A 25,570-nucleotide genomic window follows, 5' to 3' on the forward strand; every position below is an offset into this window, starting at 1 on the left:
CTAGTCGCAGAGGCGCGAGCGAAGTTCGAGTTCCTGTTCCAGATAGCGTAACGGCGGATGGTCCGGCGCATTCGGGCCGCCCAGAAGTCGCGCGATTCGCGCGGCTTCTTCCCATTCCATGACCGTGCTATCCAATGTCGCGATCTGGCACTGGTCCTGCGGGCGCGCCTCGGCCAGTTTCACGGTGCCGTCGCTGTGGATCAGCGTGACCAGATAGCCGCTGCGCCGACCGATTCCGATGATGCGGAATTCCAGAGGCGACGTGGTTTCGGTCCATTCGGTTTCAGGGCCGAACAGCGTCTCCTGATCCTGCCATTCGGTGCCGTGCGCAAAGCGCAGGTCATATTCGCCGGGCGGGACAAGAATGCGAAACAGATCCCCGCCGTGGATATAGCCCGCCATCACCCGTTGATCCTGATCCGGTTCGACCAGAAATACGACATAATCCCGTCCGGGCGGCGTTCGGATATGCAGGGGAAATGTCGCGGGCAGTCCGCTTCGGTTCCACATCAGCCCCGCACGCGGCCGATCCGATGCCGGCGCGACGGTAGCGGGCAGGATCAGGCTCAGGATCAGGGCAAGCAGGCGACAGGACATCCTTTCATCACTGTGCCACGGCTTGGCGCAGGTTGCCAATCACGGTGCCGCTGATAAAGATGCCGCCATGAAGATCGCAAGTTTCAACATCAATGGCGTCAAGGCGCGGATCGGGGCGCTGACCGACTGGCTGGCCGGCGCAGATGCCGATGTCGTGGTCCTGCAGGAAATCAAATCCGTGGACGAGGGCTTTCCGCGCGACCATTTCGGCGATCTGGGCTGGAATGTCGAAACCCACGGCCAGAAAGGCTTCAACGGGGTCGCGATCCTGTCGAAGCTGCCGCTGGAGGACGTGACGCGTGGTCTGCCTGGTGACGAGACGGACGATCAGGCCCGCTATATCGAGGCGACCGTGGTCGGTGATCGCGCGGTTCGTATTGCGGGATCGTATCTGCCCAACGGCAATCCGGCGCCCGGCCCGAAATACGACTACAAGCTGGCCTGGATGGAACGTCTGCGGGTCCATGCGGCGTCGCTGCTGGCCAGCGAGATGCCGGTCGTGATGCTGGGCGACTATAACGTGATCCCAGAGCCCCGCGACGCTGCGAAACCCGAGAAATGGACCGAAGACGCGTTGTTTCTGCCCGAAAGCCGTGCGGCGTTGCGGTCGATCCTGTGGCAGGGCTGGACCGACGCGGTGCGCATCCGCGATCCCTGGGCCGGGCGCGGCCCGTTCACATTCTGGGATTACCAGGGCGGTGCCTGGAACCGCGATGACGGCATCCGGATCGATCACCTGCTGCTGTCGCCGCAGGCCGCCGATCTGATGGTCGAGACAGGCGTGGATCGCGAGGCGCGGGCAGGCGAGAAACCCAGCGATCACGTTCCGGTCTGGGTGCGGCTGGCCGCCTAGGCGACTTCACCGGGACGTGAATCGCCGTGTGGGTCCGGCGTCTCGACGCGGGCGGCCGCATCTGGAAGATGAGTGGCATGAAGAACCTGTCCGCGGCGATATTGTCACTGCTTGTCCTGGCGCTGCTGCCATGGGGCGCGTTCGGCCACGCCTATCCGGCGCGTGCGACCGATATGGCACAGATGGCCGTGGAGGAACGCGCCGCGCAGACCACCGTTGCCGAGGCGACGCCGCAACGCCGCTGTCACGGTCCGGCCTTGCCGGGCTATCCATGCCAGCACGATCACGCAGTCCCACCTGCGGGGATCGATGTGCCGACAGGTGGGCAGGCAAGCCTTTCCTGGCCGGGCGGAACCCCGGCCTTGCAGGGGATCGAGCCGCCGGGCCTGCTGGACCCGCCGCGCAAGGGCTGACCCATTCTCGTCGCGCCCGCGGGGCGCATGTCAGTTCAGACTGTATTCAAGGATATATCATGAAACGCCGCATTTTTCTGACGGGCGGTTCGGCCGCCATTCTGGCCGCCTGCGCCAAGTCCGAGCCCAAGCCCGTTGCCACGCTGCCATCTCCGGCGATGCAGATGCTGCCGTCACGTTATGGCGCCATCGATGACGAACCGTTCCCGATCCCGGCCGTCCCGCAGGGCGTGGTTCCGCCCGATCTGTGGCGGCAAGAGGTCAAGAACCCGTATCCCGACCAGTCGCCCGGTACCGTCGTCGTCGATCCCGATCGCGCGTTGCTGCACCTGATCCAGGAAGATGGCATGGCGCTGCGCTATGGTGTGGGGGTGGGTGCTGCCGGTTTTGCCTGGAACGGCGCGGCACGCATGCAGTTCAAGCGCAAATGGCCCCGCTGGACCCCACCGGACGAGATGGTGGCCCGGCGTCCCGATCTGGAACCCTATTCGATCGCCAATGGCGGCATGGATGGCGGTCCGGACAATCCGCTTGGGTCGCGCGCGCTGTATCTGTTCCAGAACGGCAAGGACACGTTGTATCGCATCCATGGCGGGTGCGAGCCGCAATACCTGGGCCAGGCGGTGTCGTCGGGCTGTATCCGGCTGCTGGATCAGGACGCCATCGACATCTATGAACGCGTCCCGCACGGCGCGGCGGTGGTCGTGCTGCCCTCGGTCTGGAAAGAGGGTGCGCGCGGGATCTATTGATCCCGGTCCTGTCAGGTCACAACACCAGAATGCCGGAATGCTTTGCCTTGTGTTCCGGCTCGACATGGATGGTGATGCGCGCGTCGGTCAGGCGCGCGCGCAACGACTGTTCGATCCGGTCGCAGATGTCATGCGCCTCATCGACCGTGGTCTGACCGTCGATTACAAGGTGAAAGTCGATGAAGGTCACGGTGCCGGCGTGACGGGTGCGCAGGTCATGCGCCTCGATCGCGCCGGTGGCCTTGTCCGAGATGATCGCCCGGATATCGGCCAGGGTGTCGTCGGACACAGCCTCGTCCATCAATCCGCTGAGCGAGGACGCGGTGACCTTCCATCCTGACCAGAGGATGTTCAGCCCTACCAGCCCCGCAAGCAGCGGGTCCAGCACGGTCCAGCCCGTGGCCACGGCCAGAAGAACGCCCGACAGCACGCCGACGGACGAAATCACATCGGACAGCAGATGCTTGCCGTCCGCGACAAGCGCAGGCGATTCGAGGCGACGCCCCTGCCTGATCAGCACCCAGCACCAGATCGCGTTCAGCACGCCCGCCGCGGCGTTGACCGCGATCCCGGCGAACGGCGCGTTCAGCGCGGGCGGATGCGTCAGTCCCAGCCACGCCTCTCGCATGATCAGCAGGGCCGCGACGATGATCATCACGCCTTCCAGAACGGCGCTGAAGAATTCCGCCTTGTGATGGCCGTAGGGATGATCCGAATCCGCCGGGCGCGCGGCGACGCGAATGGCGATCAGCGCGGCGATCGCCGTGGCGACGTTGACGGTGCTTTCCAGCGCATCCGACAGCAGTGCGACCGATCCGGTCATCACCCATGCCAACAGCTTCAGCCCCAGAACGGCGATGCCGACGACGATGCTTCCGGCGGCGATCTTTAGCGTGTTGGACATCGCATATCCCGTGATCTGGACCCGTGCCCTGCGGCGGCCGGCCGCAAGTGCCAGATCACCCGGTTGATCGCAACCCTAGTCGCGACGCAGGCCGACCGCGATCAATCCCTGTCGTCGGGCTCTTCGTTGTCGTCGCCGAAGCGGGCGTCGTCGTCGTATTCGTCCTCGCCCTCGTTCACATACTTGGAACTGAGCTTGATCGAATGATTGTCGTGGATCGGATCCATGACGACATCGGACGGGATCTCACCGGCCAGCCACTCGCGCAGTTCGTCGCGAACCTCGGATGGTTCCTGCCCGGTGACCTCGGCCAGATAGGCGACGAAGGCGCGTTGTTCACCGTCGATCTCGTCCAGCTCTGCCTCTTCGACCTCGGGCCACTTGTCCTGAATCGCCTCATAGAAGGCCGGCCAGTTTTCCTGAACATGGTGCCATTTCATCTAGTAACTCCTCGGCAGGCTTTGCTGGAACCAGCGGGCAGAGCCGGTGATATCCTCGCCAACACCGGCGACCGTATTGCATCCCGCCAGCAACGCGCAGGCCAGGATTATTGTTGCGACTGCTCTCATTTTTTTGCCTCCTGCCACCAGACCTCGGGAAGGAACCCGGGCCAGTCGCCGTAAAGGGGTGTCTTTTCAGGATAATGCAGGTCGGCGGAATGGGCCAGACGCGAGATCGGCGAGAAGCTGACGGGGATCACATATCTGCCGGCCGTCAGGACACGATCCAGTGCGCGCACGGCGGATGTGAACTCGTCCTTGGTCGTCGCTTCCAGCATCGCGCCGATCATCGCTTCGGTCGCCGGGCTGTTCATGCCCATCCAGTTGCGGCTGCCGGGCAGGGTGACGCCGTCATGGCCCCAATACAACAGCTGTTCATTGCCCGGCGACAGCGACAGCGCGCGTTCATACCACGTCATGTCGAAATCGTAGTTGTTGGTCCGCTGCACGAACTGCGCGGAATCAAGCAGCGTCACCCGGGGCGTGATGCCAAGATTGCCAAGGGCCTGCAGGAAGATGTCGACGATCTGCTGGGTTTCCGATGCGGATCGCATCGCGCTGCCGGACTGGTTCAGCAGGATTTCGAAACTGAACGGACGGCCGTCGGCATTCTTCATCGTGCCGTTCTGAACGGTCCAGCCTGCCTCTTCCATCAGCTTCAGCGCACGGCGCAGCGCGCCGCGGTCCAGGATCCGTTCGCTGCCTTCGGGAAAGCTGTAACCTTCGATCGCATCGGGCGGCAGCTTGTCCGCGAAGGGTTTCAGCAATTCAAGGACGCGGCCCTCGGCTGGTCCCGGCTGCATCGCCAGCACCGAGTTCGAGAAATACGAGGTAATCCGCGGATCGGCGCCGCCATTCAGCGTGTTGTTGATGAACTGGAAATTGAACGCCTCGATCATTGCCTGCCGCACGCGCCAATCGGCGAAGATCGGATCGCGGGTATTCATGACCAGACCCATGATACCCGAAGGCCGTTCGTTCGGGATTTCCGACTTGACCACGCGGCCTTCCGTCATCAGCGGAAAATCGTATTCGTTCTGCCAACGCTGCGGCGACAATTCACGCCAGATGTTCACGTCGCCGGCCTTGAATGCCTCGAACATGGCGCTGGCATCGCCGAAATAATCATACCGGATCTCGTCGAAATTGTTCAGGCCGCGATTGATCGGCAGATCCTTGCCCCAGTAATCGGGATTCAGCCGAAAGCTGATCGACCGGCCCGGATCGACCTTGTCGATCACATAGGCACCCGAGCCGATCGGCGGTTCCAGACCGGAGTCCGCAAAGTTCTGGTCCTGCCACTGGGACTTTTTCAGGATCGGCCGCATCCCCATCAGCATGGCCAGTTCGCGGTCGCTTTCCTTGAAGGTGAACCGGATGCTGCGGTCGCCGGTCTTCTGCATCTTTGCGACCTTCGCCCACGCGCCCAGATATCGCGGATGACCGACCGTCCCCAGCGTCTTGTAGGACCACATCACGTCTTCGACAGTCACGGGCGAGCCATCCGAGAATTCGGCCTCGGGGCGCAGGGTGAATTCGACCCATGTCCGGTCGTGATCCGTTTCGACCGACTCGGCCAGCAGCCCATACAGCGTGAACGGCTCGTCGATCGACCGCATCATCAGTGTCTCGGCGACATGCACGCCGACGCCCCAGGCGGCATTTCCCTTCAGCACCCAGGGTTTCAGGGAATCGAAGCTGCCCGGTTCGGCCAGACGAATCGTCCCGCCTTTCGGGGCGTCCGGATTCGCATAGGGAAGGCTGGAAAAGCCTTTCTCCAGTGCAGGTTCTCCATACATTGCAATGCCATGGGTCGGCTCGGCGGGACTTGCCAGCGGCATTGCTGCAACACCGGTTGTCGCCAGAACCAATATCGTGAACCCGCGTCTGATCGCGCATTTGTTAAGGTTTTTGAAGATTCGCATCGCCGCCTGCCTCGTCATTCTTTGTTTGCCCGCGATTTCAACAGGCTCGGTCCAGAGGCGTCAATGGCAGGACGAACTTCACTGTTGGACTCGGGCGGGGAGTCGCGTATAAATAACTCACTGCTCGATAGGTTTCTTGCCTGTATGAAACCTGCCTCATGACTTGCGCCCGCCTTGTGCGGGCGCTTTTTTTTGCGCGCAGCGCATGGCAGCCATGAGGGAACGAGGCAGGATGCCCGACGTTGTCATCGCGGCCGCTGCGATGCGGCGAATGCGCGGTTTTCCGGCTGCGCCGCCCCTGAGGGACAGCTAAGCTGCCGGCGAACGCGAAACTGATCGGGGAAACCAATGTTCGAGAAATTTCTGACAGGCAAGACGGCGGTGGTGACGGGATCGAATTCCGGAATCGGACTGGGCGTCGCACATCAGCTTGCAAATGCGGGCGCCGATCTGGTGCTGAACAGCTTTACCGACAATGACGAAGACCACGCCCTTGCCGAGGAAATGGCGCGTCAGCACGGCGTGAAGGTTCGCTATATCAAGGCCGACATGTCCAAGGGCGACGAATGCCGGGCGCTGGTCGAACAGGCCGGCCAGTGCGATATTCTGGTCAACAACGCGGGGATCCAGCATGTCGCCCCGATCCCGGATTTTCCGGTCGAGAAATGGGATGCGATCATCGCGATCAACATGTCGTCGTCATTCCACACCACCGCCGCTGCCTTGCCGATGATGCGCAAGGCGGGCTGGGGCAGGGTGGTGAACATCGCCTCGGCCCACGGTCTGACCGCAAGCCCGTTCAAGTCCGCCTATGTCGCCGCCAAGCACGGGGTCGTCGGACTGACCAAGGTTACGGCACTGGAAACCGCGCAGGAAAAGATCACCTGCAACGCCATCTGTCCGGGCTATGTGCTGACCCCGCTGGTCGAAAAGCAGATCCCCGACACGATGAAGGAATACAACATGAGCCGCGAGGACGTGGTGAAGAACGTCCTGTTGACGCGACAGCCCTCGAAGGAATTCGCAACCGTGGAAGAGATCGGCGACACGGCGGTGTTCCTTTGCAGTGATGCGGCTGCGCAGATCACCGGCACGACGATCAGCGTCGATGGCGGATGGACGGCGCTGTGACGTCGTTTCGGCAGCTTGCCTCGCGAGCGGGCCGGATGATCGAGCGTTGGAGCAGGCGGCGCGCTGAAAAGAACCGCCGCTTCAAGATTCCCTGTCATCTGGGGGTGAAAGCCGACAACAAGTGCTGCAACGGCAAATAGGCGGATATGAGAAGGGCCGAATGATCGGCCCCTCTTCGCGTGGTTCAGCTCAGCGCGTTCTTGACCGCTGTTCGATCCGCGCCCGTCAATGTCTTGGGCACCTCTTTCGCGATCCGCTGCTGCAACTGCTTGTGATATTTCTTGCGCAGCTGTCCCAATGTCGTGGGATCGGCGATCACTGCCAGTTCGTCCGCCTTCTGGCGCAGCACCAGATCGTTCAGGAAATGCGCAAGCCCTGAGGCGAAGGCGGCTTCATCGACATCGCGCGTCGAATTGGCTTCCAGTTCGGCATCCGCAAAGTCCTGCTGAGTCAGGTGGCGGGTCTGTTCCAGATCCAGCCCATGACGGGCGCGGTTCCGGAACAGTGTTGCGGTATGGCCGTCGGCGACGACCACCAGCGCATTGCGAGACAGCATTGCATTCTCCTTCTGCCTGCTCGTGCTGGCCCAACGCGCGGTCTGCGGCTCAGTTGCATCCTTCGCAAAAGCGGCGGATTCGCGCCATGGCTTCGGTCAACTGTGCGTCGCTGGTCGCATAAGAGATGCGGAAATGTGGGCTGAGGCCGAATGCTGCGCCGAACACCACGGCCACGCCGGTCTCGTCAAGCAGCGCGTTGGCGAAAGCTTCGTCGTCGTTGATCCGCGTGCCTGCGGCACTGGTCTTGCCGATCAGCGCCGCGATCGACGGATAGACATAGAACGCCCCCTGCGGAACCGGGCAGTCGATTCCGGGACAGGCATTCAATCCTGCAACGACCAGATCTCGCCTGCGCTGAAACACCGCGCGGCTTTCGGCCACATAGTCCTGAGGCCCCGTCAGGGCCGCCTCGGCGGCATATTGGCTGATCGAGCAAGGGTTCGAGGTCGACTGCGACTGCAGCTTTGCCATTGCACGGATCAGGCTTTCGGGTCCGGCACCGTAACCGATGCGCCATCCTGTCATCGCATAGGCCTTGCTGACGCCGTTCATGGTCAGCACGCGGTCCTTCAGGCGCGGTTCGACCTGCGCAGGCGTCACGAATTCGAACCCGTCGAAAACAAGATGTTCATAGATGTCATCCGACAGGATCCACACATCCGGATGGCGCAGCATCACATCGGTCAGGGCCCGCATCTCGTCCCGCGAATAGCCCGCACCCGACGGGTTCGAGGGGGAATTCAGGATCAGCCATTTGGTTCTTGGCGTGATCGCGGCGTCCAGTGTCTGCGGGGTCAGACGGAAACCGTCGGCGATGCCGCATTCGACGATCACCGGTACGCCCCCGGCCAGCAGGACCATGTCGGGATAGCTGACCCAGTATGGGGCAGGGATCACGACTTCGTCGCCCTGATCCAGCGTCGCCATCAGCGCGTTGAACAGGATCTGCTTGCCGCCTGTCCCCACGCTGATCTGCGACGGCGCATAGTCCAACCCGTTCTCGCGGGCAAACTTGTCGCAGATGGCCCGCTTCAGCGATGGGGTGCCATCTACCGGTGTATAGCGCGTATGGCCCGCGTCAATCGCGGCCTTGCCGGCGTCGCGAATATGTTCGGGCGTGTCGAAATCGGGCTCGCCCGCCGACAGGCTGATGATGTCGTGCCCCCGGGTCCGCATCTCGGACGCCCTTGTGGTCATCGCGATGGTCGGTGACGGCTTGATTCGCGCCAGCCGGTCGGCCAGAAAGCTCATGGGAACCTCGACGGTTTGAACTGCGTGCCAGCATGGCTTACGCTGCGACGCGCGGGGCCACAAGCAAGGCACGCCGATGAATGGCCGCCGCGATACAGGAGTATGGTCAATGCAGGATCGGTCAGCCGCTGATCGCGGACGCTTGGTGCGTGCCGGCGCCGCCGAAAGGGTCCGGGCATGAGCGAGTCGGACGAACTTCAGAAGGTTCGGATGCGTCGCCTGCGGATGCGCAGCTGGCGTCGCGGCATGAAGGAAATGGATCTGATCCTGGGCCATTTCGCGGACGGTCCGCTGGCGGACTTGCCCGAGGACGATCTTTCGGCATACGAGGCGCTTCTGTCCGAGAACGATCAGGATCTGTATCTTTGGGTGACGCGGCGGGTGACGGAAAATCCCGATCCAGACCGTGGCCCGAAGCAGTTGTCCGCGATCCTGGACCGGATCGCCGATCATGCAGCTGGCCGGCTGGCGGGACAAGGCTGACACCGGATCGCGGGTGCTTTTTCGACGGTCAGCGCGATTAACCGAAGATTCGCTTTTCTGTCCTAGTCTGGGTCGCGGAACGATCCTGACGGGACAGAAATTCATGTTGAGTCACATGCCACAATTTGAACGCGGCAACGCCACAAGACCCGCGATCAGCGAGATCGAGGACAGCACCGAAGCCTATCTGGAATCGCTGCAACTGCTGGAACGGATGCATCGGCTGATGCTGGATCTGGTGAAGGACGAATTCGAACGTCTGGGCCGCAACGACCTGACACCCGTTCAGGCGCTGATCCTGTACAATCTTGGCGAATCCGAGGTGTCGGCGGGCGAATTGCGGTCTCGTGGCATGTATCAGGGGTCGAATGTCAGCTATAACCTGAAGAAGCTGGTCACGATGGGCTATGTCCATCACGAACGCTGTGACATGGATCGCCGCTCGGTCCGGGTCAGGCTGACCGATGAAGGGCTCGAGGTGCGGCTGCTGGTGCACGGTCTTTTCCTGCGCCATGCCGAGGGGCTTGCGATGTCGGGCGTGCTGGACGATCCGCCCCTGGAACAGGTCAATCTGCAGAACCGTCGGATCGAACGTTTCTGGTCCGAACAGATCCGGTATATCTATTAGGCGGTATAGCTCCCGCCCGAGTGCGGGACATGGCGTTGTGAGGGCGCCATGTCCCGCGATTGCCGCAGCCGTTCCCGAACGCGGTCGGGCGTTACCAGTGGCCGGTATTTTCCATGCTGGCCCAAGGTTCTTGCGGCGGCAGGTTGTCACCCTCTTGCAGCAGTTCGACCGAAATATTGTCGGGGCTGCGAACGAATGCCATATGCCCGTCGCGCGGCGGACGGTTGATCGTCACACCTGCGTCGTGAAGCTTCTGACACATCTCGTAGATGTTTCCCACGCGATAGGCGAGATGGCCGAAATGGCGGCTGTCCGAGGGCAGGCCTTCATCGCCGTCCCAGTTATAGGTCAGTTCGACGGGGCATTCATGCTGGTCCGGTGGCGCCATGAAAACCAGGCTGAACCGCCCCTTATCGTTGTCGATGCGGCGGGTCTCTTCAAGCCCCAGCAGGCGAAAGAACTCCATCGTCTTTTCCAGATCCTTGACCCGGACCATGGTGTGCAGATAGCGGATGCTCACGTCGATCTCCTTGTTGCTTTCGGCGCGCGGCGAGGGCCGCCCGATCCTTGCGATCAGTTCTGGCATGACGCCGGCCGCCTGACAAACGGATCGCCGAGGCCGATGGTTCCTGTGTCTGCAGGTCAGGGTGTTCCGACAAGTTCTTCCGCGATCCTGCGGATGATCGGCGCGGCCTCTGCCTCGGTCATTCCGGGGCGCAGGCGCGGATCGTAAAGCATCCGCAGCAGCAACTCGTCATGCCGGGTCAGCAGGGCGAATTCCTCGTCATCGTTGAAGATCGAGGGGCGCGCGTCAGGGCTGTCATTGGCCAGGCCCATGCCCTGGGCCAGTTCCTCGTGGATGCAGGAACTGCGCAACAATGGCGGCAGTTCGGCACGGATCAGCGCGACTGCGCGCACATAGACGGCGCCGTCGCCGCGAAAGTACGCGAAGACCGAACAGAAATTCCGCGGATCCAGATCGCGCAACGCCGCCGCGTCGCGTGCCGGCAGGTCGGGCATCAGCCGCAGCAGCATCGGCATGACGGCAGCGCGCTCATCCTCGTTCAAGACCAGAACAAGGAAATTGCCCTTGCTCTGGACGGTTTCGACGGGGTGTCCACTTGCGCCCTGCAGCCGTGTGGCGAACGAGGCGATCTCGGCGCGATACAGGCGTCGCGCTGCGGTATCGGCGGTATCGCCGAATTCGACCTGCATCCTGACAGGAACCTGCCAACGGCGCAGCGGGGCGCTGTGGGCGTTCTGCACCAGCTGGTCGCCATCGCGGCTGTATTCGTCGCGCAGCGCGATCTGGATGAAGTCGCGTGCAAGCCGCTCCGCGTCAATCGGTGCGTCCATGGGAACCCGGTCACGGCGCAGCCGGCCGGCGGCGCGAAGCCGCGCCTCGATCTCCTGATATTCCGCCTGCCTCTGGTCGCTGGCCCGGCTGACATCGGCCTGTGCGCTTGCTGCGGTGGCGTTCAGGGCGCGATTTCTTTCGGCGCGCGCCTTGCGCAGTTCCGCCTGGCTGGGGCCCTGCGGTTCGGGTTGCGGCAGCGCCGGCCGCGGCACCGGCGGCACGGCCGCAACATCGGGCGTCGAATTGCACGCGGCCAGAAGCAGCATCAAACCGGCGCCCAGCCATGCCGGGCGGTAAGGCGCCGCCAAGATCATGGTTTGCCGGTCCGCTCCGACGGGGCGGCCTGCCGGCGCGCGGTGGCCGAGGCCAGCGCATCGCGCAATTCGCTTTCCATCTTGGTCAGGTCCTCTTCGGCGGCGGCCCGGCGCGCGCGACCTTCATCGGCGATGCGCAGACTGTCCTCGATCGTCGCGATCAGTTCGGCATTGGCGGTCTTGACTGCGTCGATGTCGAAGACGCCGCGTTCGGTTTCGGTCCGGATCTGGGCGTTCGCCTGACGCAGGTTTTCCGCATTCCGGGTCAGCAGGTCGTTGGTCAGGTCGCCGGCTTCCTTGACGGCGCGCGCAGCCTCGGCGCTGCGCTGGATGGTGACGGCCTGCGCAAGCTGGGTTTCCCAAAGCGGGACGGTATTGACCAGTGTCGAGTTGATCTTGGTGACCAGCGACTTGTCGTTTTCCTGCACCAGCCGAATCGACGGCAGCGACTGCATCGTCACCTGCCGGGTCAGTTTCAGGTCGTGCACGCGCCGTTCCAGATCGTCGCGGGCCGCGCGCAGGTCGCGCAGTTCCTGCGCCTGCATCACCTGATCGGGCTCGCCGGCCGCGTGGACCGCCGCTTCGCTGGCCGGGATCACCTCGCTGTCCAGTTCATGCAGTTTCGCCTCGCCCGCCGCGATGTAGAGGGCTAGTTCGTCATAGAACCCAAGCGTCCGGTCATACAGCATGTCCAGCGCCTTGATGTCCTTCAGCAGACGCTGTTCATGCGTTTCCAGATCCGATGTCACGCGGTCGATCTGGGTCTGGACCTTCTCGTAGTTGGCGACGAACTTGGCGAAGGGCGCGGACCGCCCAAGCAGTTTTTCCCACCAGCTTCTTCCGCGGCGCATGTCCAGTTCCGAACTGGAAAATCCCCGGATCGTCGTCACGATCTCGCGCAGGCTTTCCCCGGCGGGGCCGACATCCTTGCTTTTGACATCAGCCAGCATCTTCTGGCTGATCTCCTGCAACTCCGACTGTGCGCGAGTGCCGAAGCGAACGATCGAGCCGGTGTCGCCGATGTCGATCTCGGCCATGCGCCGCCGGATCTCGTCACTGGTTGGGGCGTCGGCCTTATCCAGCGTGACCGGATCCTGACCTGGCTCGGGCAGCACGACCGAGGTCACGTCCTCGATATCCTTCAACGTGGCTTCGGCGCGGCGGCGGGTATCTTCGGTCATGGACGCAGTCCTTTTGCTAAGCATCGGTCGGCGATGGCCGGACGCATGTTGCGCTGCAGCATATGCTGATTTTGGTACGGATCAACGGTCGAGGGGGACGAAACCTCGTCCCCCTTGCAACCTCGCCACAGCCCGTCACCCTGTCGCCAGAGCAGCGGCCGGTCTATCACGCGGCGCGCGATCCGAACCTTCCGTAGAAGCTGTCCCCGCTGTCGGCCATGTCGCGCAACAGCCTGGGCGCTGCGAAGCGGTCGCCATTGCGTTCGGTCAGTCCGTCGCAGATTTCGACCGCGCGGGCGGCGCCCAGCATGTCCAGCCAGCCGAAGGGTCCACCCGACCAGGGCGCAAAGCCCCAGCCCAGGATCGCCCCGACATCGCCTTCGCGGATATCTTCCAGCACGCCGGATTCCAGTGCGCGCACGGCCTCCAGCGTCTGGGCGAACATCAGGCGGTGCTGCACCTCGGTCAGATCAGGCTGGTCGCCCGCGTGCGGATAGCGGGTCTCCAGCTCGCTCCACAGACCATGACGCTTGCCCTTCTCGTCATAGTCGTAAAAGCCGGCATTCGCCTTGCGGCCCATGCGGCCTGCATCGGCCATGGCAAAGATCACCTCATCGACCGCATCGTCGGGATAGGCGTCGCCCATCGCGGCGCGGGTTGCCTTGGCGATCTTAACACCCAGATCTATGCTGGTCTCATCGACCAGTTGCAGCGGCCCCAGCGGCATCCCCATCATCTTTGCGGCGTTTTCGATCAGGGTCGGGTTCACGCCCTCGCCGACCATGCGGATGCCTTCGTTGATATAGGGGATGATGCAGCGGTTGGCGTAGAAGAACCGTTCATCATTGACCACGATCGGCGTCTTGCGGATCTGGCGCACGAAATCCAGCGCTTTGGCGACGGCGCGGGGACCGGTCGCCTTGCCCTTGATGATCTCGACCAGCAGCATCTTGTCCACCGGGCTGAAGAAATGGATGCCGATGAACTGTTCGGGGCGGCTGCTGGCACCTGCCAGATCGGTGATCGGCAGGGTCGAGGTGTTGGTGGCGAAGATCGCATCCTCGGGGATCACGGCCTCGGCCTTCTTCGTGACCTCGGCCTTGACGGACGGATCCTCGAACACGGCCTCGACGATCAGGTCGCAGCCTTTCAGTGCGTCGTAATCCGTCGTGGCGGTGATGCGGGCCAGCACTTCGGCCTTCTTTTCCTCGGTCGATTTCTTGCGGCTGATCGCTTTGTCCAGCAGGCCTTCCGAATAGGATTTGCCCTTTTCGGCGCTGTCCTGTTTTGCGTCGATCAGCACGACCTCGATGCCCGCCATCGCGCTGACATAGGCGATGCCCGCACCCATCATGCCCGCGCCAAGGATGCCGACCTTCCTGACGGTCTGGTCAGGCGCTTCGGGGCGGTTCGCGCCTTTTTCCAGCGCTTCCTTGTTGATGAACAGGCTGCGGATCATCGCGCTGCTGCTGGGGTTCATCATCACATTGGTGAACCAGCGCGCTTCGATTTTCAGCGCCTGATCAAAGGGCACCAAGGCACCCTCATAGACCGCCGAAAGCAGCGCCCTGGCCGCAGGATAGACGCCCATGGTCTTGCCATGCACCATCGCGGATGCACCAACGAAGGTCATGAAGCCTGCGGGATGGAACGGCTCGCCGCCCGGCATCTTGTAGCCCTTGGAATCCCAGGGCTTGATGATGTCGGCGTCCGATGCGTTCAGCACCCATTCCTTGGCGGCGGCGACCGGATCGTCCGCCACTTCGTCGATCAGCCCGGCGGCCTTTGCCTTCTTCGGGTCCGACAGCTTGCCTTCCAGCAGGAAGGGGGCCGCAGCCATCGCGCCCAGCTTGCGCGTCAGGCGGGTCGTGCCGCCGGCGCCGGGAAAGATGCCGACCATGATCTCGGGCAGGCCGATCTTGGCCTTGGCGTTGTCGGCCGCAAAGATGCGATGCGTCGCCAGCGGCAGTTCCAGCCCGATGCCAAGCGCGGTGCCGGGCAGGGCGGCGGCGATGGGCTTGCCGCCCTTCTTGGTCTTGGGGTCCATGCCCGCCAGTTCGATCTTGCGCAGCAGGTGATGCAGGCCCATCACGCCGTCAAAGACGCCCTGCGCGCCGCCGTTGTCGCGCATCCCGGCGATGACGTTCAGGTCCATCCCGGCGGCGAAATCCTTCTTGGCCGAGGTGATTACGATGCCCTTGACCGCGTCATCGGCCAGCGCGTCGTCGATCAGGTCGTTGAGGGTGTTGGCGCCCTCCATGGACAGCACGTTCATGGATTTTCCCTGAACGTCCCAAGTGATGATCGCGGCGCCGTCGGCGCCTTTTTCCATCGTGAAATCGGTCATGGTCTGATCCCTCACACGCGTTCAATGATGGTGGCCGCGCCCATGCCGGACGCGATGCACAGGGTCGCCAGACCCACATTCTTGTCCTGGCGCTCCAGCTCATCCAGCAGGGTGCCGATGATGATCGCGCCGGTCGCGCCAAGTGGGTGTCCCATGGCGATGGCACCGCCATTGACGTTCACCCTGGCCGGATCGACCTGGAAAGCCTGCATGAATCGTAGCACGACCGAGGCAAACGCCTCGTTCACCTCGAACAGGTCGATATCGCCGATGGACATGCCGCTGTCCTTCAGGATCTTCTCGGTCACGGGGACCGGACCGGTCAGCATGATCGTCGGATCGGTGCCGATCTTGGCAGTGGCGCGGATGCGGGCGCGCGGTTTCAGGCCGTGGGCCTTGCCGAATTCCTCGTTCCCGATCAGCACGGCCGCCGCACCGTCCACGATGCCCGACGAGTTCCCGGCGTGGTGGATATGTTCGACATGGTCCAGATGCGGATATTTCAGCATCGCCACCTTGTCGAAACCGGGCATCATTTCGCCCATTTCCTTGAAGGCGGGTTTCAGCTTGGCAAGGTCGTCGATCGTGGTGCCGGGGCGCATGTATTCGTCACGGTCGAGGATGGTCAGACCGTTCTGATCCAGAACCGGGACGATCGACTTGTCGAACCGTCCTTCCTGCCATGCCTGCGCGGCGCGGCGCTGGCTTTCCAGCGCCAGTGCGTCGGCCTGATCGCGATCAAAGCCGTATTCGGTCGCGATGATGTCGGCGCTGATGCCCTGCGGTACGAAGTAGGATTTCATCGCGAGGCTGGGATCGACCGCGATGGCCGCCCCGTCACTGCCCATCGCGACGCGTCCCATCATCTCGACCCCGCCGGCGATATAGGCCTGGCCCGCGCCGCCCCGGATCTGGTTCGCGGCCAGGTTCACGGCTTCCATGCCGCTGGCGCAGAAGCGGTTTATCGACAGGCCGGGAATGCGTTCGTCCAGATCCGAGGCCAGCACCGCGCTGCGGGCAAGGCAACCGCCCTGTTCCTTGACCTGGGTGACGTTGCCCCAGATCACGTCCTCGACCGCATGGCCCTCCAGCCCATTGCGTTCCTTCACTGCGTTCAGCAGGCGCGCGGACAGCGCCAGCGAGGTGACCTCGTGCAGGCTGCCATCGGGGCGGCCCTTGCCGCGCGGCGTGCGGGCGGCGTCATAGATGAATGCGTCGGTCATATGTCCTCCTTGGGCGCCCGGTCGGATGGATTGCCGGGCATCAGGTCATAGGGGTGTTTCCAGCCGGGCAGGGCTTTGATCCCGTCCAGCCAGCGGTCGATATGGGGCCATTCCTTGCGGTCGAAGCCGAAGGGTTCGGGGTAATACAGATAGCCGCAGCAGGCGAAGTCGGCGATCGTCGGCGCGTCGTCGGCGATCCAGTCGCGCCCTGCCAGATGATCGTCCAGGATCTTGTAGGCTGATTTCACGCGGCCCTGCAGATAGTCGATGCCGCCCTGTGGACGCTTTTCCGGCGGCAGGAAGTTCATCAGAAAGCGCAGCGGTCCCGCCTGTGCGGACAGTTTGTGATTGTCGAACATCAGCCAGCGCAGTGTTTCGTTCCGATCGCGACCAAGGAATTTCCCGGTCCGCTCGGCGATGTGCAACTGGATCACGGCGGATTGGCTCAGCGTCAGATCGCCCTCGCGGAAGACCGGGACTTCGCCCATTTCGTTCAGCGCCCGAAACGCGGGGGCGCGCGCCTCTCCATTGAAGAAATCGACATAGACGGGCGACCAGTCGTAGCCCGCCAACTGCATTGTCAGCGCCGCCTTGTAGGCATTGCCGGATTCGCCAAAACACCAGAGTTGAGCGGTCATATTTCCTCCTTGCCGCGGGGGGCTTTGCGCCCGCCGCACCCCCCGCTGGGTATTTCCGCAAAGAAGAAGATGGGGTTAGCCCTTCTTCAACCTTGCATTGCTGGAACGGCTTCCGCGGTACAGGCTGAGTAGCCGGTGGCCGCCAAAGGAGAAGTCGTCCCGGTTCCGGGGCGGCCAACGTCCGCCCCGCCGCAGCGACGGAGGGGCCGGGACGCGTTCGTGCTTATTTGCACAAATACCCATTCCAACCTTCTCATAGCGCTGCGTGTCAGAACAGGTCCGCGTCCAGCGCCATGACGGGTTCGCCACCTGACTGAATGCGGGCCAGATGAGTCGACGTGATCGGCAACTGACGCTTCATGTAATAGCGTCCCGTGGTCAGCTTGGTCTGCAGGAAAGATGCATCTCCCTGGCCGGCATCCAGCGCGGCCTGCGCGGCAGCGGCCATGCGCGCCCACATGAAGCCAAGCGCGACATGCCCGAACAGGTGCATGAAGTCATAGGATCCGGACAACGCATCGTCGGGGTTCTTCATGCCGCGTTCGGTGAAGTACATCGCGGCAGATTGAAGATCCTTCGAGGCCGATTTCAGCGGCGCGATGAAATCGTCGGCCAGCATCTGGTTGTCAGCATGCTGCTTGCAGAACGTCTTTACCCGTTCGAAGAACGCCATGATGTGCTGACCGCCATCCTGCGGCAGCTTGCGCGCCACCAGATCAAGCGCCTGCACGCCGTTGGCACCCTCGTAGATCATCGCGATCCTGGCATCCCGAACGAACTGGCTCATGCCATGTTCCTCGATATAGCCGTGTCCGCCGAAAACCTGTTGGGCCTGTACGGCCGCGTCGAAACCACGGTCGGTCAGAAAGCCCTTCGCCACCGGCGTCAGCAGCGACACGAGGCCTTCGGCCTCGGCATCGCCATTCTGGCCGCGGTCGATCAGATGCGCACACCACAGCACCAATGCGCGCGCGCCCTCGACGAAGGATTTCTGATCCATCAGGCTGCGGCGGATATCGGGATGCACGATCAGCGGATCGGCGGCACCGTCGGGATTCTGCACGCCCGTCGCCGCGCGGCCCTGCAATCGGTCCTTGGCATAGGCGACCGCGTTCTGATAGGCGGCCTCGGCGCAGGCATAGCCCTGCAAGGCGACGCCAAGACGCGCCTCGTTCATCATCGTGAACATCGCCCGCATGCCCTTGTGCAGATCGCCCAGAAGCCAGCCTTTCGCGCCGTCGTAGTTCATGACGCAGGTGGCGTTGCCGTGAATGCCCATCTTTTCTTCAAGGCTGCCGACGCTGACCGCGTTGCGTTCGCCCAGAGAACCGTCTTCATTCACAAGGAATTTCGGCACGATGAACAGCGAGATGCCCTTGGTGCCTTCGCCGCCGCCGGGCGCCTTGGCCAGCACAAGATGGATGACATTTTCGGACAGGTCGTGGTCGCCGGCCGAAATGAAGATCTTCTGCCCCGAGATAAGATAGCTGCCGTCGTCCTGCGGTTCAGCCCTGCTGCGCAACAGACCCAGATCGGTGCCGCAATGCGGCTCGGTCAGGTTCATCGTGCCAGTCCATTCGCCGCTGACGATCTGCGGCAGGTATTGCTGCTTCTGGGCGTCGGTGCCATGGGCGTGGATCGCCGAATAGGCGCCATGGGCGAGGCCCGGATACATCGCGAACGCCATGTTGGCGGACGAGAACATCTCGCTGACGGCCTGTCCCATCACCACCGGCAGGCCCTGACCGCCATATTCGGTGTCACAGTCCAAAGCGGTCCAGCCGCCCTCCTTCAGCGCGTCATATGCGGCCTGAAAACCCTCGGGCGTACGCACGATGCCGTTTTCAAGGCGGCAGCCCTGCCGGTCGCCGGATACGTTGATCGGGGCCATCACTTCGGCCGCCAGCTTGCCTGCTGCATCCAGGATCGCTTCGGTGAAGTCGGGATCCAGATCCTCGTGGCCCGGCAGCTTGGCATGCTGCAGTTGCAGCAAGTCTTGCAGCACGAATTGCAGGTCGCGAACGGGGGGGGTGTATGAAGGCATGCTGTTATCCTGTCTTCGTGTCGTCTTGGGCCGTGGCAAGGCGTTGCTCGGCGTCTGCGATATGCTGTTTCAGTTCGTCGATGGCCTCACGCAGTTCGGCATATTGGCGTTCCATGTCCGCCAGCCGTTCGCGGCCGACCGAAAGGGTCGCGGCGATCTGGGTGCGGTTGCAGCCGCCCGGTTCGTAGATTTCAAGAAGCTGGCGCATCTGTTCCAGGCTGAATCCGAACCGCTTTCCGCGCAGGATCAGAATCAACCGGGCGCGGTCGTGGCGATCATACAGCCGGTGCTGACCGCGGCGTTCGGGAAATATCAGTTCCCGTGCCTCGTAGAAACGCAGTGTGCGCGGCGTGACGTCGAACGCGTCGCACATTTCGCGTATCGTCATCAGGTCGTCGTTTGGCATGAAACGTGACGCCTCCTTCGCGGGCTTCTGCCGATCTTCAGAGACGATATAGGGGCTACTTGACGCGAACGTAAGCGGGACGCTGCGTCACGGCTTCGCGAGGTTGCGCAGTCGTCTAGCTGGCGCCGTCCACCTGGTCGCTGGTCTTGTCCCGCAGCGATTTCAGATCGGCGCGCGCGCATTGCAATTCGGCGATCTGTTCATCCAGCAGCTTCAACTGCCGATCGGCCAGCGCCAGCCAGACCTCGTGCTGTTCACGGCTGCCTTTCTGTTCATAGATCAACAACCACTGGCGGATTTCCTCGAGCGAGAAGCCAAAGCGGCGTCCGCGCAGAATCAGTGTCATTCGCGCAACTTCGCGGGCGCCGTAAAGGCGTGACCTGCCTTCACGGCGCGGGCTGATAAGCTCGATATACTCGTAATACCGCAATGTCCGGGGCGTAACGTCGAAACGCGCGCACATGTCCTTGAAGCTGATCTCACGCTCGTCCGGCATCCGATATCTCCGTGACGGTTCATCCGCCAAACAAGCTAGCCCCTTGCCGGATGCTTCTCAACCTTTGCGCGCGTCAGAGTTGATCGGGGTTGAGAACATGCGGCTCGGACGGCTAAGCCTGTGCAGGAACCGCAAGGAGGCGCCGAAGCCGATGGATGACAGGGACACGCAGGACGATGAGAACCGGATAAGGATTGCGCAGCAGTTCATCGGCGCGATCCCGCATGCCCGCGCGCTGGGGATGCAGGTCGATGACCTGGGACCGGGACGCGCCACGATCAGCATGCCCTGGGCGGAACATCTTGTCGGCGATCCGCGGCGCGGCGTCGTGCATGGCGGCGTGGTGTCCGCGCTGATGGATACCTGCTGCGGTGCCGCGGTGATGATGCATCCCGCAACGCCGCGTTCGACCGCGACGATCGATCTGCGTATCGACTATATGCGTGCCGCCGAGCCCGGCCAGCGGATTACAGCAAGGGCGGAATGCTATCACATGACGCGCAGCGTGGCCTTTCTGCGCGCCGTTGCGGTGGACGAGGACGATCAGAATCCGGTCGCCACCGCAACCGGAACCTTCACGGCCGAGAGGTAAGCGCCATGGATCGCAACGAACCCCTGGAGCAGATCAAGTCCCGGCGCGATTCGGCGCTGAAGGCGCTTGTTTCCGGCGTGCCCTACATGAACTGGCTCGGGATCATGTTCGACCGTCGCGGTGACGAACTGACCGCGGTGCTGCCCTTCGACCAGAAACTGATCGGCAACCCTGCCTTGCCGGCATTGCACGGTGGGGTGACTGCCGCATTCCTGGAGATGACCGCGATCATCGAACTGTCCTGGACCGCGATGTGGGAAGATCTGGAATCCGGGCGCATCGCACCGGATGCCGCCGTGCCTGACAGCCTGCCGCGGCTGCCCAAGACGATTGATTTCACCGTCGATTACCTGCGCAGCGGCCTGCCGCGTGACGCCTATGCCCGGGCGCGGGTCGTGCGGTCCGGGCGGCGCTATGCCAGCGTCCATGTCGAGGCATGGCAGGACAACCGCGCCCGGCTGTTCGCGCAGGCGACCGGGCATTTCCTGATGCCACAGGGATAGGCGGCGACCGATGAAGACCCAGATCGGCCCGCTGACCCATCGGCGGGTCCTGAACATCGCCCTGCCCATTGTCCTGTCGAACGCGACTGTCCCTCTGCTGGGTCTGGTCGATACCGGCGTGGTGGGCCAGTTGGGCCGGGCCGAACCGATCGGTGCAGTCGGCATCGGCGCGGTGATCCTGACGTCGATTTTCTGGATCTTCGGTTTCCTGCGCATGGGCACGTCCGGGCTGGTGGCGCAAAGCCACGGCGCGGGCGATGAGGCGCAGGTGGGCGCCCATCTGCTGCGCGCATTGACCATCGCGGGATCTGTCGGGCTGATGATCGTCGCGCTGCAGATACCCTTGTTCTGGGCTGCCTTTCGCGTCGCACCCGCCAGCGCCGAGGTCGAGATGCTGGCGCGCAACTATCTTCAGATCCGCATCTGGGGGGCACCGGCAACCATCGGCCTGTATGCGATCACGGGCTGGCTGATCGCGGTGGAGCGGACCCGTTCGGTCCTGGCGCTGCAGTTGTTGCAGAACGGACTGAATGTCGCGCTGGACATCTGGTTCGTGCTGGGACTTGGGCTGGGCGTCGCTGGTGTGGCTTGGGCCACGCTGATCGCCGAATGTTCCGGGCTGGCGCTGGGACTGTGGATGGCGCGCCATGTCCTGCGTTCCGCCTTGGCCGCGGCGCGCAACCTGGCCACGCTGTTCGCACGGGATCAGCTGAACCGTTTCATGCGAATCAATGTCGACATCATGATCCGTTCGGTTCTGCTGCAGGCAAGTTTCACGACGTTCCTGTTCCTTGGTGCGGCGGAAGGTGATGTCACGCTTGCGGCAAATCAGGTGCTGGTACAGTTCCTGTCGATCACAGCCTTTGCACTGGATGGCTTTGCCTTCGCGGCGGAATCCCTCGTGGGCCAGGCGGTCGGCGCGCGGCGCCCCGAACATGTTCGCCGGTCCGCGATCCTGACATCGCAGTGGGGTCTGGGCGGTGCGATGGCCTTGGGGGTTCTTTTCTGGTTCGGCGGCGGGGCCATCGTCGATCTGCTGACCAGCGCGCCCGAGGTGCGGGCCGAGGCGCGTCAGTATCTGGTCTGGCTTGGCTTTGCACCGCTGATTGGCGTGGCCAGCTGGATGTTCGACGGGATCTTCATCGGCGCAACCCTGACGCGAGAGCTGCGGATCGCGATGTTGCAGGCAGTCGCCGTCTATGTGGCCGCGGTCATCATCCTGCCGCCGGTGATGGGCAATCACGGTCTGTGGGCCGCCCTGATGATCCTGAACGTTGCGCGCGGCCTGACGATGGCACGGCTTTATCCCCGCGCCGAGGCGGCGGCGCGACCGGCGGGCTAGCGCATCCGCGCATCGCCTGTATGCGGCGTCGGTCCAGCGGGCAGGCTGACCACCCCTTCCAGCAGGCCGGGCTCGACGATGGTCGTCGCGCCAAGGTCGCGCGCAAGAGCCCGCATGCCCAGATTGTCGGGCACATGAAAGATGTGGATCTTGCCTATGCCCGTGCGGCGCGCGATCAGCACCATCGCAAGGCTCAGCAGCTTGCCGATGCCCGCGTGCTGATAGGCGCGCTCGACCGAAACGGACAGTTCGGCCTCTTTGCCCTGTTTGTTCGGGATCAGCTCTGCCAAACCCCGCAGCGTGCCGTCGACAAATGCACCAAAAACCCAGATGTGCCGCCAGTCGAGGTTGCGGGAATAGGCAAGGATCGCGTCGTCGCTGAGCGCGGTGTTGAACCGCGCGCGTCTGTCCTGCGCTGTCAGGCGCAGCAGATGGGCGGCGTGCAGCGCGTGATCGCGCGCGACCAGTCCCCGTAGCCTGACATTGCCGCGATGCACCGCCATCAGCGGCCTTGCAGGATTTCGGTGCCGTGATGCCGGCATGTCTGGCCTCCGTCGGGTCGCCACGGGTAGGGCAGGGCGGACGCGATGCCCGATCTGCAACGCCGCTGTCGCGGCATCGACCGGTATGTTGGGCGCCCGACATGCGTTCGCCAGCACGGGCGGTTCATTTTTCCGTGATCCTCGCGGGTGGTATCTGCGTGCCCCGTCTGGTCAGAAATCCAGTCCCAGATCCAGCGTCGGCGCCGAATGGGTCAGCGCGCCGCAGGAAATATAGTCCACGCCGGTCGCGGCGACTTCGGCGATCCGATCCAGCCGCATGTTTCCCGACGCCTCAAGAACGACGCGGCTCTGCGCCATGGCAACGGCTTGTCGCAGCGTCGCCGTGTCCATGTTGTCCAGCAGAACGACATCGGCGCCGCCTTCGTCCAGCACCTCGGACAGTTGGTCCAGCCGGTCCACCTCGATCTCGACCCGCATCATGTGCGATGCGCGGGCCTTGCAGGCCTGCAGGACCGGTCGAATGCCGCCCGCCGCAGCGATGTGATTGTCTTTGATCAGGATCGCATCGGACAGCGAAAAACGGTGAGCAAAGCCGCCGCCATGCAGCACCGCCTGTTTCTCGACCAGCCGCAATCCGGGTGTCGTCTTGCGAGTGCATGTGATGCGTGCGGTTGTGCCCTGGGTTCGGGCCACGAAGGCGGCCGTCATCGTGGCAATGCCGCACAGACGTCCGGCAAAGTTCAGCGCAACCCGTTCGGCGGACAGGATCGACGCCGCATCGCCTTCGATCTCGGCCAGCACGTCGCCGGGCTGAAAGGCCATCCCGTCGGCCCGCAGGATGCGCACATCAAGCGCCGGATCGATCAGGTGGAACGCGATCCGGGCAAGGTCCATCCCCGAGGCGACCCCGGCCTCGCGTGCCCGGATGCGCGCGCAATAACGTGTGCCGGCGGGGATCACGATGCGGGTCGTGATGTCGCCATTGGTGCCCAGATCCTCGATCAGCGCAGCACGGACCAGCGGTTCAAGGATCATCGGGGGCAGGGGAGAAGTGGCGTGCGTCATATCGTCTCCGTGGCAATCGCATCGCGGATGGCCATCGCGTCTGCCAGCGTCAGCTGGCTGCGCGTGGGGGTGGGAGAGGCATCGGGAAATTCACTGCGGTAATGTGCGCCGCGGCTTTCCCTGCGCTGCAGCGCGGCCGCGCAGATCAGCGTCGCCGTTGCTGTCATGTTCAGAAGGTTGTCGGAATTCGGCTGCAGCGACTCGATCGTCGCGATTTCGGTCAGCGCCCTTCGCAGGCCCGCCTCGTCACGCACGACGCCAGCCCCATCGGTCATCGCGCGCCTCAGTCGCGCGACCAGATCCGCGTCAGGCAGTTCCCCGGCAGGCAGGTCGGGCAGCGCGACAGTGGCGCAATCCGCCGTCATGCTGATCGTCTTCTGGATGCTGGCCGCACAGATCCGCGCATAGACCAATGCCTCCAGTAACCCGTTCGAGGCCAGCCTGTTCGCGCCGTGCAGCCCGGTCGAGGACGCCTCGCCACAGGCCCAAAGCCCGTCAAGGCTGGCGCGTCCGGTGCTGTCCACGGCGATCCCGCCCATGTGGTAATGGGCGGCTGCGGCCACAGGGATCGCTTGGGTCGCGGGGTCGATACCGTTTCGCAGACAGGCGCCGGCGACCGCGGGAAATTCGGTCAGGATACGCGTGCCCAGACAGGCGCGTGTGTCCAGAACCGGTCGCAGCCCGGCCTGTGCCTGCGCATAGATCGCGCGCGCGACGATGTCGCGGGGCGCAAGTTCGGCGTCAGGGTGCAGCGCCTGCATGAAACGGTCGCCCTGCCGGTTTCGCAACTGAGCGCCTTCGCCCCGAAGCGCCTCGGTCGCCAGCGGTGCGGGGTCTTCGCCGCAGTCGATCGCAGTCGGGTGGAACTGCACGAATTCGGCATCCGCGATGATCGCGCCTGCGCGGGCCGCCATGCCGATCACCTGTCCGCAGATGCGTGGCGGGTTGGTCGTGATCGCGAACAGACCGCCCGAGCCGCCACCCGCCAGCAGGACCGCCGGTGCCAGGATCTGGACGGAATGCGAACCATGGGTGCGCGCAATCCGCACCCCCGTCACGCGGCTGCCGGTTGTCACCAGCCCGGTCGCAATGGTGCCTTCCAGCACCTGGACCGACGGTGTGTCGCGGACGGCGGAAACCAGGGCGCGCATGATTTCCGCCCCGGCCTGGTCGCCCTTGACCCGCACGACGCGGGCGAAACTGTGCGCAGCCTCGCGCGACAGGACATAGCCGCCCTCGGGGGTGCGATCGAAGGGGGTGCCGAAGGAGGTCAGGTCAAGGATGTGGGCGCGCGCCTCGTCGGTGACCAGTTCCGCGATGTCGGGATCGACGGTGCCGGCCCCGGCGCGCACGGTGTCGCGCGCATGCGATCGGGCGCTGTCCGCGGGGTCCATCGCCGCGGCGACCCCGCCCTGAGCCCAGGCGGAGCTGGCGCCCTGCCCAAGCGGATCGGGTGAGATCATCAACACCGGACGCGGGGCAAGCTTCAGCGCCGCATACAGCGCACCCAGCCCGGCACCGACGATCACGACACGGTCGGTGGCGATCTGCCTCATGCGCGAGCGATC

General features: G+C 63.6%; 28 protein-coding genes. 9 read left to right on the top strand and 19 right to left on the bottom strand.

Features of this window, described 5'->3' with window-relative positions; translation table 11 throughout:
- A complete protein-coding gene (locus J7359_RS09325) occupies window positions 1–597 on the bottom strand; it encodes a hypothetical protein (protein WP_209056366.1) in 597 nt (198 codons plus the stop codon).
- A 67-nt stretch (window positions 598–664) separates the two neighbouring features.
- On the opposite strand from J7359_RS09325, the gene xth reads away from it, so the two are divergent.
- From xth to J7359_RS09340, 3 genes are all read left to right on the top strand, one after another.
- The gene (xth, locus tag J7359_RS09330) at window positions 665–1,450 is read left to right on the top strand and encodes an exodeoxyribonuclease III (protein WP_209056367.1); all 786 of its coding nucleotides are present in this window, start codon (window positions 665–667) and stop codon (window positions 1,448–1,450) included.
- A gap of 77 nt (window positions 1,451–1,527) precedes the next feature.
- Complete coding sequence (locus J7359_RS09335; protein WP_209056368.1) at window positions 1,528–1,863, top strand: hypothetical protein; 336 nt, start codon at window positions 1,528–1,530, stop codon at window positions 1,861–1,863.
- Window positions 1,864–1,922: 59 nt separating this feature from the next.
- Window positions 1,923–2,612, top strand: coding sequence for a L,D-transpeptidase (locus J7359_RS09340; RefSeq protein ID WP_209056369.1), 690 nt, complete (start codon window positions 1,923–1,925; stop codon window positions 2,610–2,612).
- A gap of 16 nt (window positions 2,613–2,628) precedes the next feature.
- Here the strand turns inward: J7359_RS09340 and J7359_RS09345 are convergent, their stop codons facing one another.
- The 4 genes from J7359_RS09345 to J7359_RS09360 form a co-directional block, all read right to left on the bottom strand.
- On the bottom strand, window positions 2,629–3,516 hold the full coding sequence (locus J7359_RS09345; RefSeq protein ID WP_209056370.1) for a cation diffusion facilitator family transporter: 888 nt from the start codon (window positions 3,514–3,516) through the stop codon (window positions 2,629–2,631).
- A gap of 101 nt (window positions 3,517–3,617) precedes the next feature.
- Window positions 3,618–3,956 carry a hypothetical protein gene (locus tag J7359_RS09350; RefSeq protein WP_209056371.1) on the bottom strand — a complete coding sequence of 113 codons (339 nt, stop codon included), beginning with the start codon at window positions 3,954–3,956 and terminating at the stop codon, window positions 3,618–3,620.
- Window positions 3,957–4,085, bottom strand: a complete 129-nt coding sequence (locus J7359_RS09355; protein ID WP_209056372.1) for an entericidin — start codon at window positions 4,083–4,085, stop codon at window positions 3,957–3,959.
- A complete protein-coding gene (locus J7359_RS09360; RefSeq protein ID WP_247740293.1) occupies window positions 4,082–5,857 on the bottom strand; it encodes an extracellular solute-binding protein in 1,776 nt (591 codons plus the stop codon). Before J7359_RS09360 ends, J7359_RS09355 begins: the two co-directional genes overlap by 4 nt.
- Before the next feature lie 432 nt (window positions 5,858–6,289).
- Here J7359_RS09360 and J7359_RS09365 point away from each other — a divergent pair, with 432 nt between their 5' ends.
- Window positions 6,290–7,072 carry a 3-hydroxybutyrate dehydrogenase gene (locus J7359_RS09365; protein ID WP_209056374.1) on the top strand — a complete coding sequence of 261 codons (783 nt, stop codon included), beginning with the start codon at window positions 6,290–6,292 and terminating at the stop codon, window positions 7,070–7,072.
- 184 nt (window positions 7,073–7,256) lie between these two features.
- On the opposite strand, the gene J7359_RS09370 is transcribed toward J7359_RS09365, so the two are convergent.
- Both J7359_RS09370 and J7359_RS09375 read right to left on the bottom strand, forming a co-directional pair.
- Complete coding sequence (locus J7359_RS09370; protein WP_209056375.1) at window positions 7,257–7,628, bottom strand: host attachment protein; 372 nt, start codon at window positions 7,626–7,628, stop codon at window positions 7,257–7,259.
- 49 nt (window positions 7,629–7,677) lie between these two features.
- Window positions 7,678–8,880 carry a pyridoxal phosphate-dependent aminotransferase gene (locus tag J7359_RS09375; protein WP_209056376.1) on the bottom strand — a complete coding sequence of 401 codons (1,203 nt, stop codon included), beginning with the start codon at window positions 8,878–8,880 and terminating at the stop codon, window positions 7,678–7,680.
- A gap of 177 nt (window positions 8,881–9,057) precedes the next feature.
- Between J7359_RS09375 and J7359_RS09380 the strand changes: the two genes are divergently transcribed.
- Window positions 9,058–9,363 carry a succinate dehydrogenase assembly factor 2 gene (locus J7359_RS09380; RefSeq protein ID WP_247740294.1) on the top strand — a complete coding sequence of 102 codons (306 nt, stop codon included), beginning with the start codon at window positions 9,058–9,060 and terminating at the stop codon, window positions 9,361–9,363.
- A 214-nt stretch (window positions 9,364–9,577) separates the two neighbouring features.
- A complete protein-coding gene (locus J7359_RS09385) occupies window positions 9,578–9,991 on the top strand; it encodes a winged helix DNA-binding protein (RefSeq protein WP_247740313.1) in 414 nt (137 codons plus the stop codon).
- Between the two features lie 91 nt (window positions 9,992–10,082).
- On the opposite strand, the gene J7359_RS09390 is transcribed toward J7359_RS09385, so the two are convergent.
- From J7359_RS09390 to J7359_RS09430, 9 genes are all read right to left on the bottom strand, one after another.
- On the bottom strand, window positions 10,083–10,511 hold the full coding sequence (locus J7359_RS09390; RefSeq protein WP_209056475.1) for a VOC family protein: 429 nt from the start codon (window positions 10,509–10,511) through the stop codon (window positions 10,083–10,085).
- A 122-nt stretch (window positions 10,512–10,633) separates the two neighbouring features.
- The gene (locus J7359_RS09395) at window positions 10,634–11,662 is read right to left on the bottom strand and encodes a DUF2927 domain-containing protein (protein ID WP_247740295.1); all 1,029 of its coding nucleotides are present in this window, start codon (window positions 11,660–11,662) and stop codon (window positions 10,634–10,636) included.
- Window positions 11,659–12,843 carry a toxic anion resistance protein gene (locus J7359_RS09400; protein WP_209056378.1) on the bottom strand — a complete coding sequence of 395 codons (1,185 nt, stop codon included), beginning with the start codon at window positions 12,841–12,843 and terminating at the stop codon, window positions 11,659–11,661. The genes J7359_RS09395 and J7359_RS09400 overlap by 4 nt, the downstream gene beginning before the upstream one ends.
- Window positions 12,844–13,009: 166 nt before the next feature.
- The gene (locus J7359_RS09405; protein ID WP_209056379.1) at window positions 13,010–15,190 is read right to left on the bottom strand and encodes a 3-hydroxyacyl-CoA dehydrogenase NAD-binding domain-containing protein; all 2,181 of its coding nucleotides are present in this window, start codon (window positions 15,188–15,190) and stop codon (window positions 13,010–13,012) included.
- An 11-nt stretch (window positions 15,191–15,201) separates the two neighbouring features.
- Window positions 15,202–16,413, bottom strand: coding sequence for an acetyl-CoA C-acetyltransferase (locus J7359_RS09410; protein WP_209056380.1), 1,212 nt, complete (start codon window positions 16,411–16,413; stop codon window positions 15,202–15,204).
- Window positions 16,410–17,051, bottom strand: coding sequence for a glutathione S-transferase family protein (locus tag J7359_RS09415; RefSeq protein WP_209056381.1), 642 nt, complete (start codon window positions 17,049–17,051; stop codon window positions 16,410–16,412). The genes J7359_RS09410 and J7359_RS09415 overlap by 4 nt, the downstream gene beginning before the upstream one ends.
- A gap of 268 nt (window positions 17,052–17,319) precedes the next feature.
- Window positions 17,320–19,095, bottom strand: coding sequence for an acyl-CoA dehydrogenase C-terminal domain-containing protein (locus J7359_RS09420; protein WP_209056382.1), 1,776 nt, complete (start codon window positions 19,093–19,095; stop codon window positions 17,320–17,322).
- Between the two features lie 4 nt (window positions 19,096–19,099).
- Window positions 19,100–19,501 (bottom strand): MerR family DNA-binding transcriptional regulator, encoded by a 402-nt coding sequence (locus tag J7359_RS09425; protein WP_209056383.1) that lies wholly within the window; start codon window positions 19,499–19,501, stop codon window positions 19,100–19,102.
- Window positions 19,502–19,616: 115 nt separating this feature from the next.
- On the bottom strand, window positions 19,617–19,997 hold the full coding sequence (locus tag J7359_RS09430; RefSeq protein WP_209056384.1) for a MerR family DNA-binding transcriptional regulator: 381 nt from the start codon (window positions 19,995–19,997) through the stop codon (window positions 19,617–19,619).
- Window positions 19,998–20,148: 151 nt separating this feature from the next.
- On the opposite strand from J7359_RS09430, the gene J7359_RS09435 reads away from it, so the two are divergent.
- The 3 genes from J7359_RS09435 to J7359_RS09445 are packed head-to-tail and all read left to right on the top strand — an operon-like array spanning window position 20,149 to window position 22,434.
- Window positions 20,149–20,589 (top strand): PaaI family thioesterase, encoded by a 441-nt coding sequence (locus J7359_RS09435; protein WP_209056385.1) that lies wholly within the window; start codon window positions 20,149–20,151, stop codon window positions 20,587–20,589.
- A 5-nt stretch (window positions 20,590–20,594) separates the two neighbouring features.
- Window positions 20,595–21,092: a PaaI family thioesterase gene (locus tag J7359_RS09440; protein WP_209056386.1), complete on the top strand. Its 498-nt coding sequence runs from the start codon at window positions 20,595–20,597 to the stop codon at window positions 21,090–21,092.
- A 10-nt stretch (window positions 21,093–21,102) separates the two neighbouring features.
- A complete protein-coding gene (locus tag J7359_RS09445; protein WP_209056387.1) occupies window positions 21,103–22,434 on the top strand; it encodes an MATE family efflux transporter in 1,332 nt (443 codons plus the stop codon).
- On the opposite strand, the gene J7359_RS09450 is transcribed toward J7359_RS09445, so the two are convergent.
- The 3 genes from J7359_RS09450 to J7359_RS09460 form a co-directional block, all read right to left on the bottom strand.
- Complete coding sequence (locus tag J7359_RS09450) at window positions 22,431–22,976, bottom strand: GNAT family N-acetyltransferase (protein ID WP_209056388.1); 546 nt, start codon at window positions 22,974–22,976, stop codon at window positions 22,431–22,433. The two genes, J7359_RS09445 and J7359_RS09450, sit on opposite strands and share 4 nt — an antisense overlap.
- Window positions 22,977–23,147: 171 nt before the next feature.
- Window positions 23,148–24,002 (bottom strand): carboxylating nicotinate-nucleotide diphosphorylase, encoded by an 855-nt coding sequence (gene nadC / locus J7359_RS09455; protein WP_209056389.1) that lies wholly within the window; start codon window positions 24,000–24,002, stop codon window positions 23,148–23,150.
- The gene (locus tag J7359_RS09460) at window positions 23,999–25,558 is read right to left on the bottom strand and encodes an L-aspartate oxidase (RefSeq protein ID WP_209056390.1); all 1,560 of its coding nucleotides are present in this window, start codon (window positions 25,556–25,558) and stop codon (window positions 23,999–24,001) included. Before J7359_RS09460 ends, nadC begins: the two co-directional genes overlap by 4 nt.
- Window positions 25,559–25,570 lie beyond the last annotated feature (12 nt).

This window comes from Paracoccus sp. R12_2, assembly GCF_017744015.1.
Taxonomy (GTDB): domain Bacteria; phylum Pseudomonadota; class Alphaproteobacteria; order Rhodobacterales; family Rhodobacteraceae; genus Paracoccus.

Coding starts and splice junctions, on each gene's coding strand:
- J7359_RS09325 (WP_209056366.1), bottom strand. CDS start 597: ATGTCCTGTCGCCTGCTTGCCCTGATCCTGAGCCTGATCCTGCCCGCT.
- xth (WP_209056367.1), top strand. CDS start 665: ATGAAGATCGCAAGTTTCAACATCAATGGCGTCAAGGCGCGGATCGGG.
- J7359_RS09335 (WP_209056368.1), top strand. CDS start 1,528: ATGAAGAACCTGTCCGCGGCGATATTGTCACTGCTTGTCCTGGCGCTG.
- J7359_RS09340 (WP_209056369.1), top strand. CDS start 1,923: ATGAAACGCCGCATTTTTCTGACGGGCGGTTCGGCCGCCATTCTGGCC.
- J7359_RS09345 (WP_209056370.1), bottom strand. CDS start 3,516: ATGTCCAACACGCTAAAGATCGCCGCCGGAAGCATCGTCGTCGGCATC.
- J7359_RS09350 (WP_209056371.1), bottom strand. CDS start 3,956: ATGAAATGGCACCATGTTCAGGAAAACTGGCCGGCCTTCTATGAGGCG.
- J7359_RS09355 (WP_209056372.1), bottom strand. CDS start 4,085: ATGAGAGCAGTCGCAACAATAATCCTGGCCTGCGCGTTGCTGGCGGGA.
- J7359_RS09360 (WP_247740293.1), bottom strand. CDS start 5,857: ATGCCGCTGGCAAGTCCCGCCGAGCCGACCCATGGCATTGCAATGTAT.
- J7359_RS09365 (WP_209056374.1), top strand. CDS start 6,290: ATGTTCGAGAAATTTCTGACAGGCAAGACGGCGGTGGTGACGGGATCG.
- J7359_RS09370 (WP_209056375.1), bottom strand. CDS start 7,628: ATGCTGTCTCGCAATGCGCTGGTGGTCGTCGCCGACGGCCATACCGCA.
- J7359_RS09375 (WP_209056376.1), bottom strand. CDS start 8,880: ATGAGCTTTCTGGCCGACCGGCTGGCGCGAATCAAGCCGTCACCGACC.
- J7359_RS09380 (WP_247740294.1), top strand. CDS start 9,058: ATGAGCGAGTCGGACGAACTTCAGAAGGTTCGGATGCGTCGCCTGCGG.
- J7359_RS09385 (WP_247740313.1), top strand. CDS start 9,578: ATGCATCGGCTGATGCTGGATCTGGTGAAGGACGAATTCGAACGTCTG.
- J7359_RS09395 (WP_247740295.1), bottom strand. CDS start 11,662: ATGATCTTGGCGGCGCCTTACCGCCCGGCATGGCTGGGCGCCGGTTTG.
- J7359_RS09400 (WP_209056378.1), bottom strand. CDS start 12,843: ATGACCGAAGATACCCGCCGCCGCGCCGAAGCCACGTTGAAGGATATC.
- J7359_RS09405 (WP_209056379.1), bottom strand. CDS start 15,190: ATGACCGATTTCACGATGGAAAAAGGCGCCGACGGCGCCGCGATCATC.
- J7359_RS09410 (WP_209056380.1), bottom strand. CDS start 16,413: ATGACCGACGCATTCATCTATGACGCCGCCCGCACGCCGCGCGGCAAG.
- J7359_RS09415 (WP_209056381.1), bottom strand. CDS start 17,051: ATGACCGCTCAACTCTGGTGTTTTGGCGAATCCGGCAATGCCTACAAG.
- J7359_RS09420 (WP_209056382.1), bottom strand. CDS start 19,095: ATGCCTTCATACACCCCCCCCGTTCGCGACCTGCAATTCGTGCTGCAA.
- J7359_RS09425 (WP_209056383.1), bottom strand. CDS start 19,501: ATGCCAAACGACGACCTGATGACGATACGCGAAATGTGCGACGCGTTC.
- J7359_RS09430 (WP_209056384.1), bottom strand. CDS start 19,997: ATGCCGGACGAGCGTGAGATCAGCTTCAAGGACATGTGCGCGCGTTTC.
- J7359_RS09435 (WP_209056385.1), top strand. CDS start 20,149: ATGGATGACAGGGACACGCAGGACGATGAGAACCGGATAAGGATTGCG.
- J7359_RS09440 (WP_209056386.1), top strand. CDS start 20,595: ATGGATCGCAACGAACCCCTGGAGCAGATCAAGTCCCGGCGCGATTCG.
- J7359_RS09445 (WP_209056387.1), top strand. CDS start 21,103: ATGAAGACCCAGATCGGCCCGCTGACCCATCGGCGGGTCCTGAACATC.
- J7359_RS09450 (WP_209056388.1), bottom strand. CDS start 22,976: ATGCCGGCATCACGGCACCGAAATCCTGCAAGGCCGCTGATGGCGGTG.
- nadC (WP_209056389.1), bottom strand. CDS start 24,002: ATGACGCACGCCACTTCTCCCCTGCCCCCGATGATCCTTGAACCGCTG.
- J7359_RS09460 (WP_209056390.1), bottom strand. CDS start 25,558: ATGAGGCAGATCGCCACCGACCGTGTCGTGATCGTCGGTGCCGGGCTG.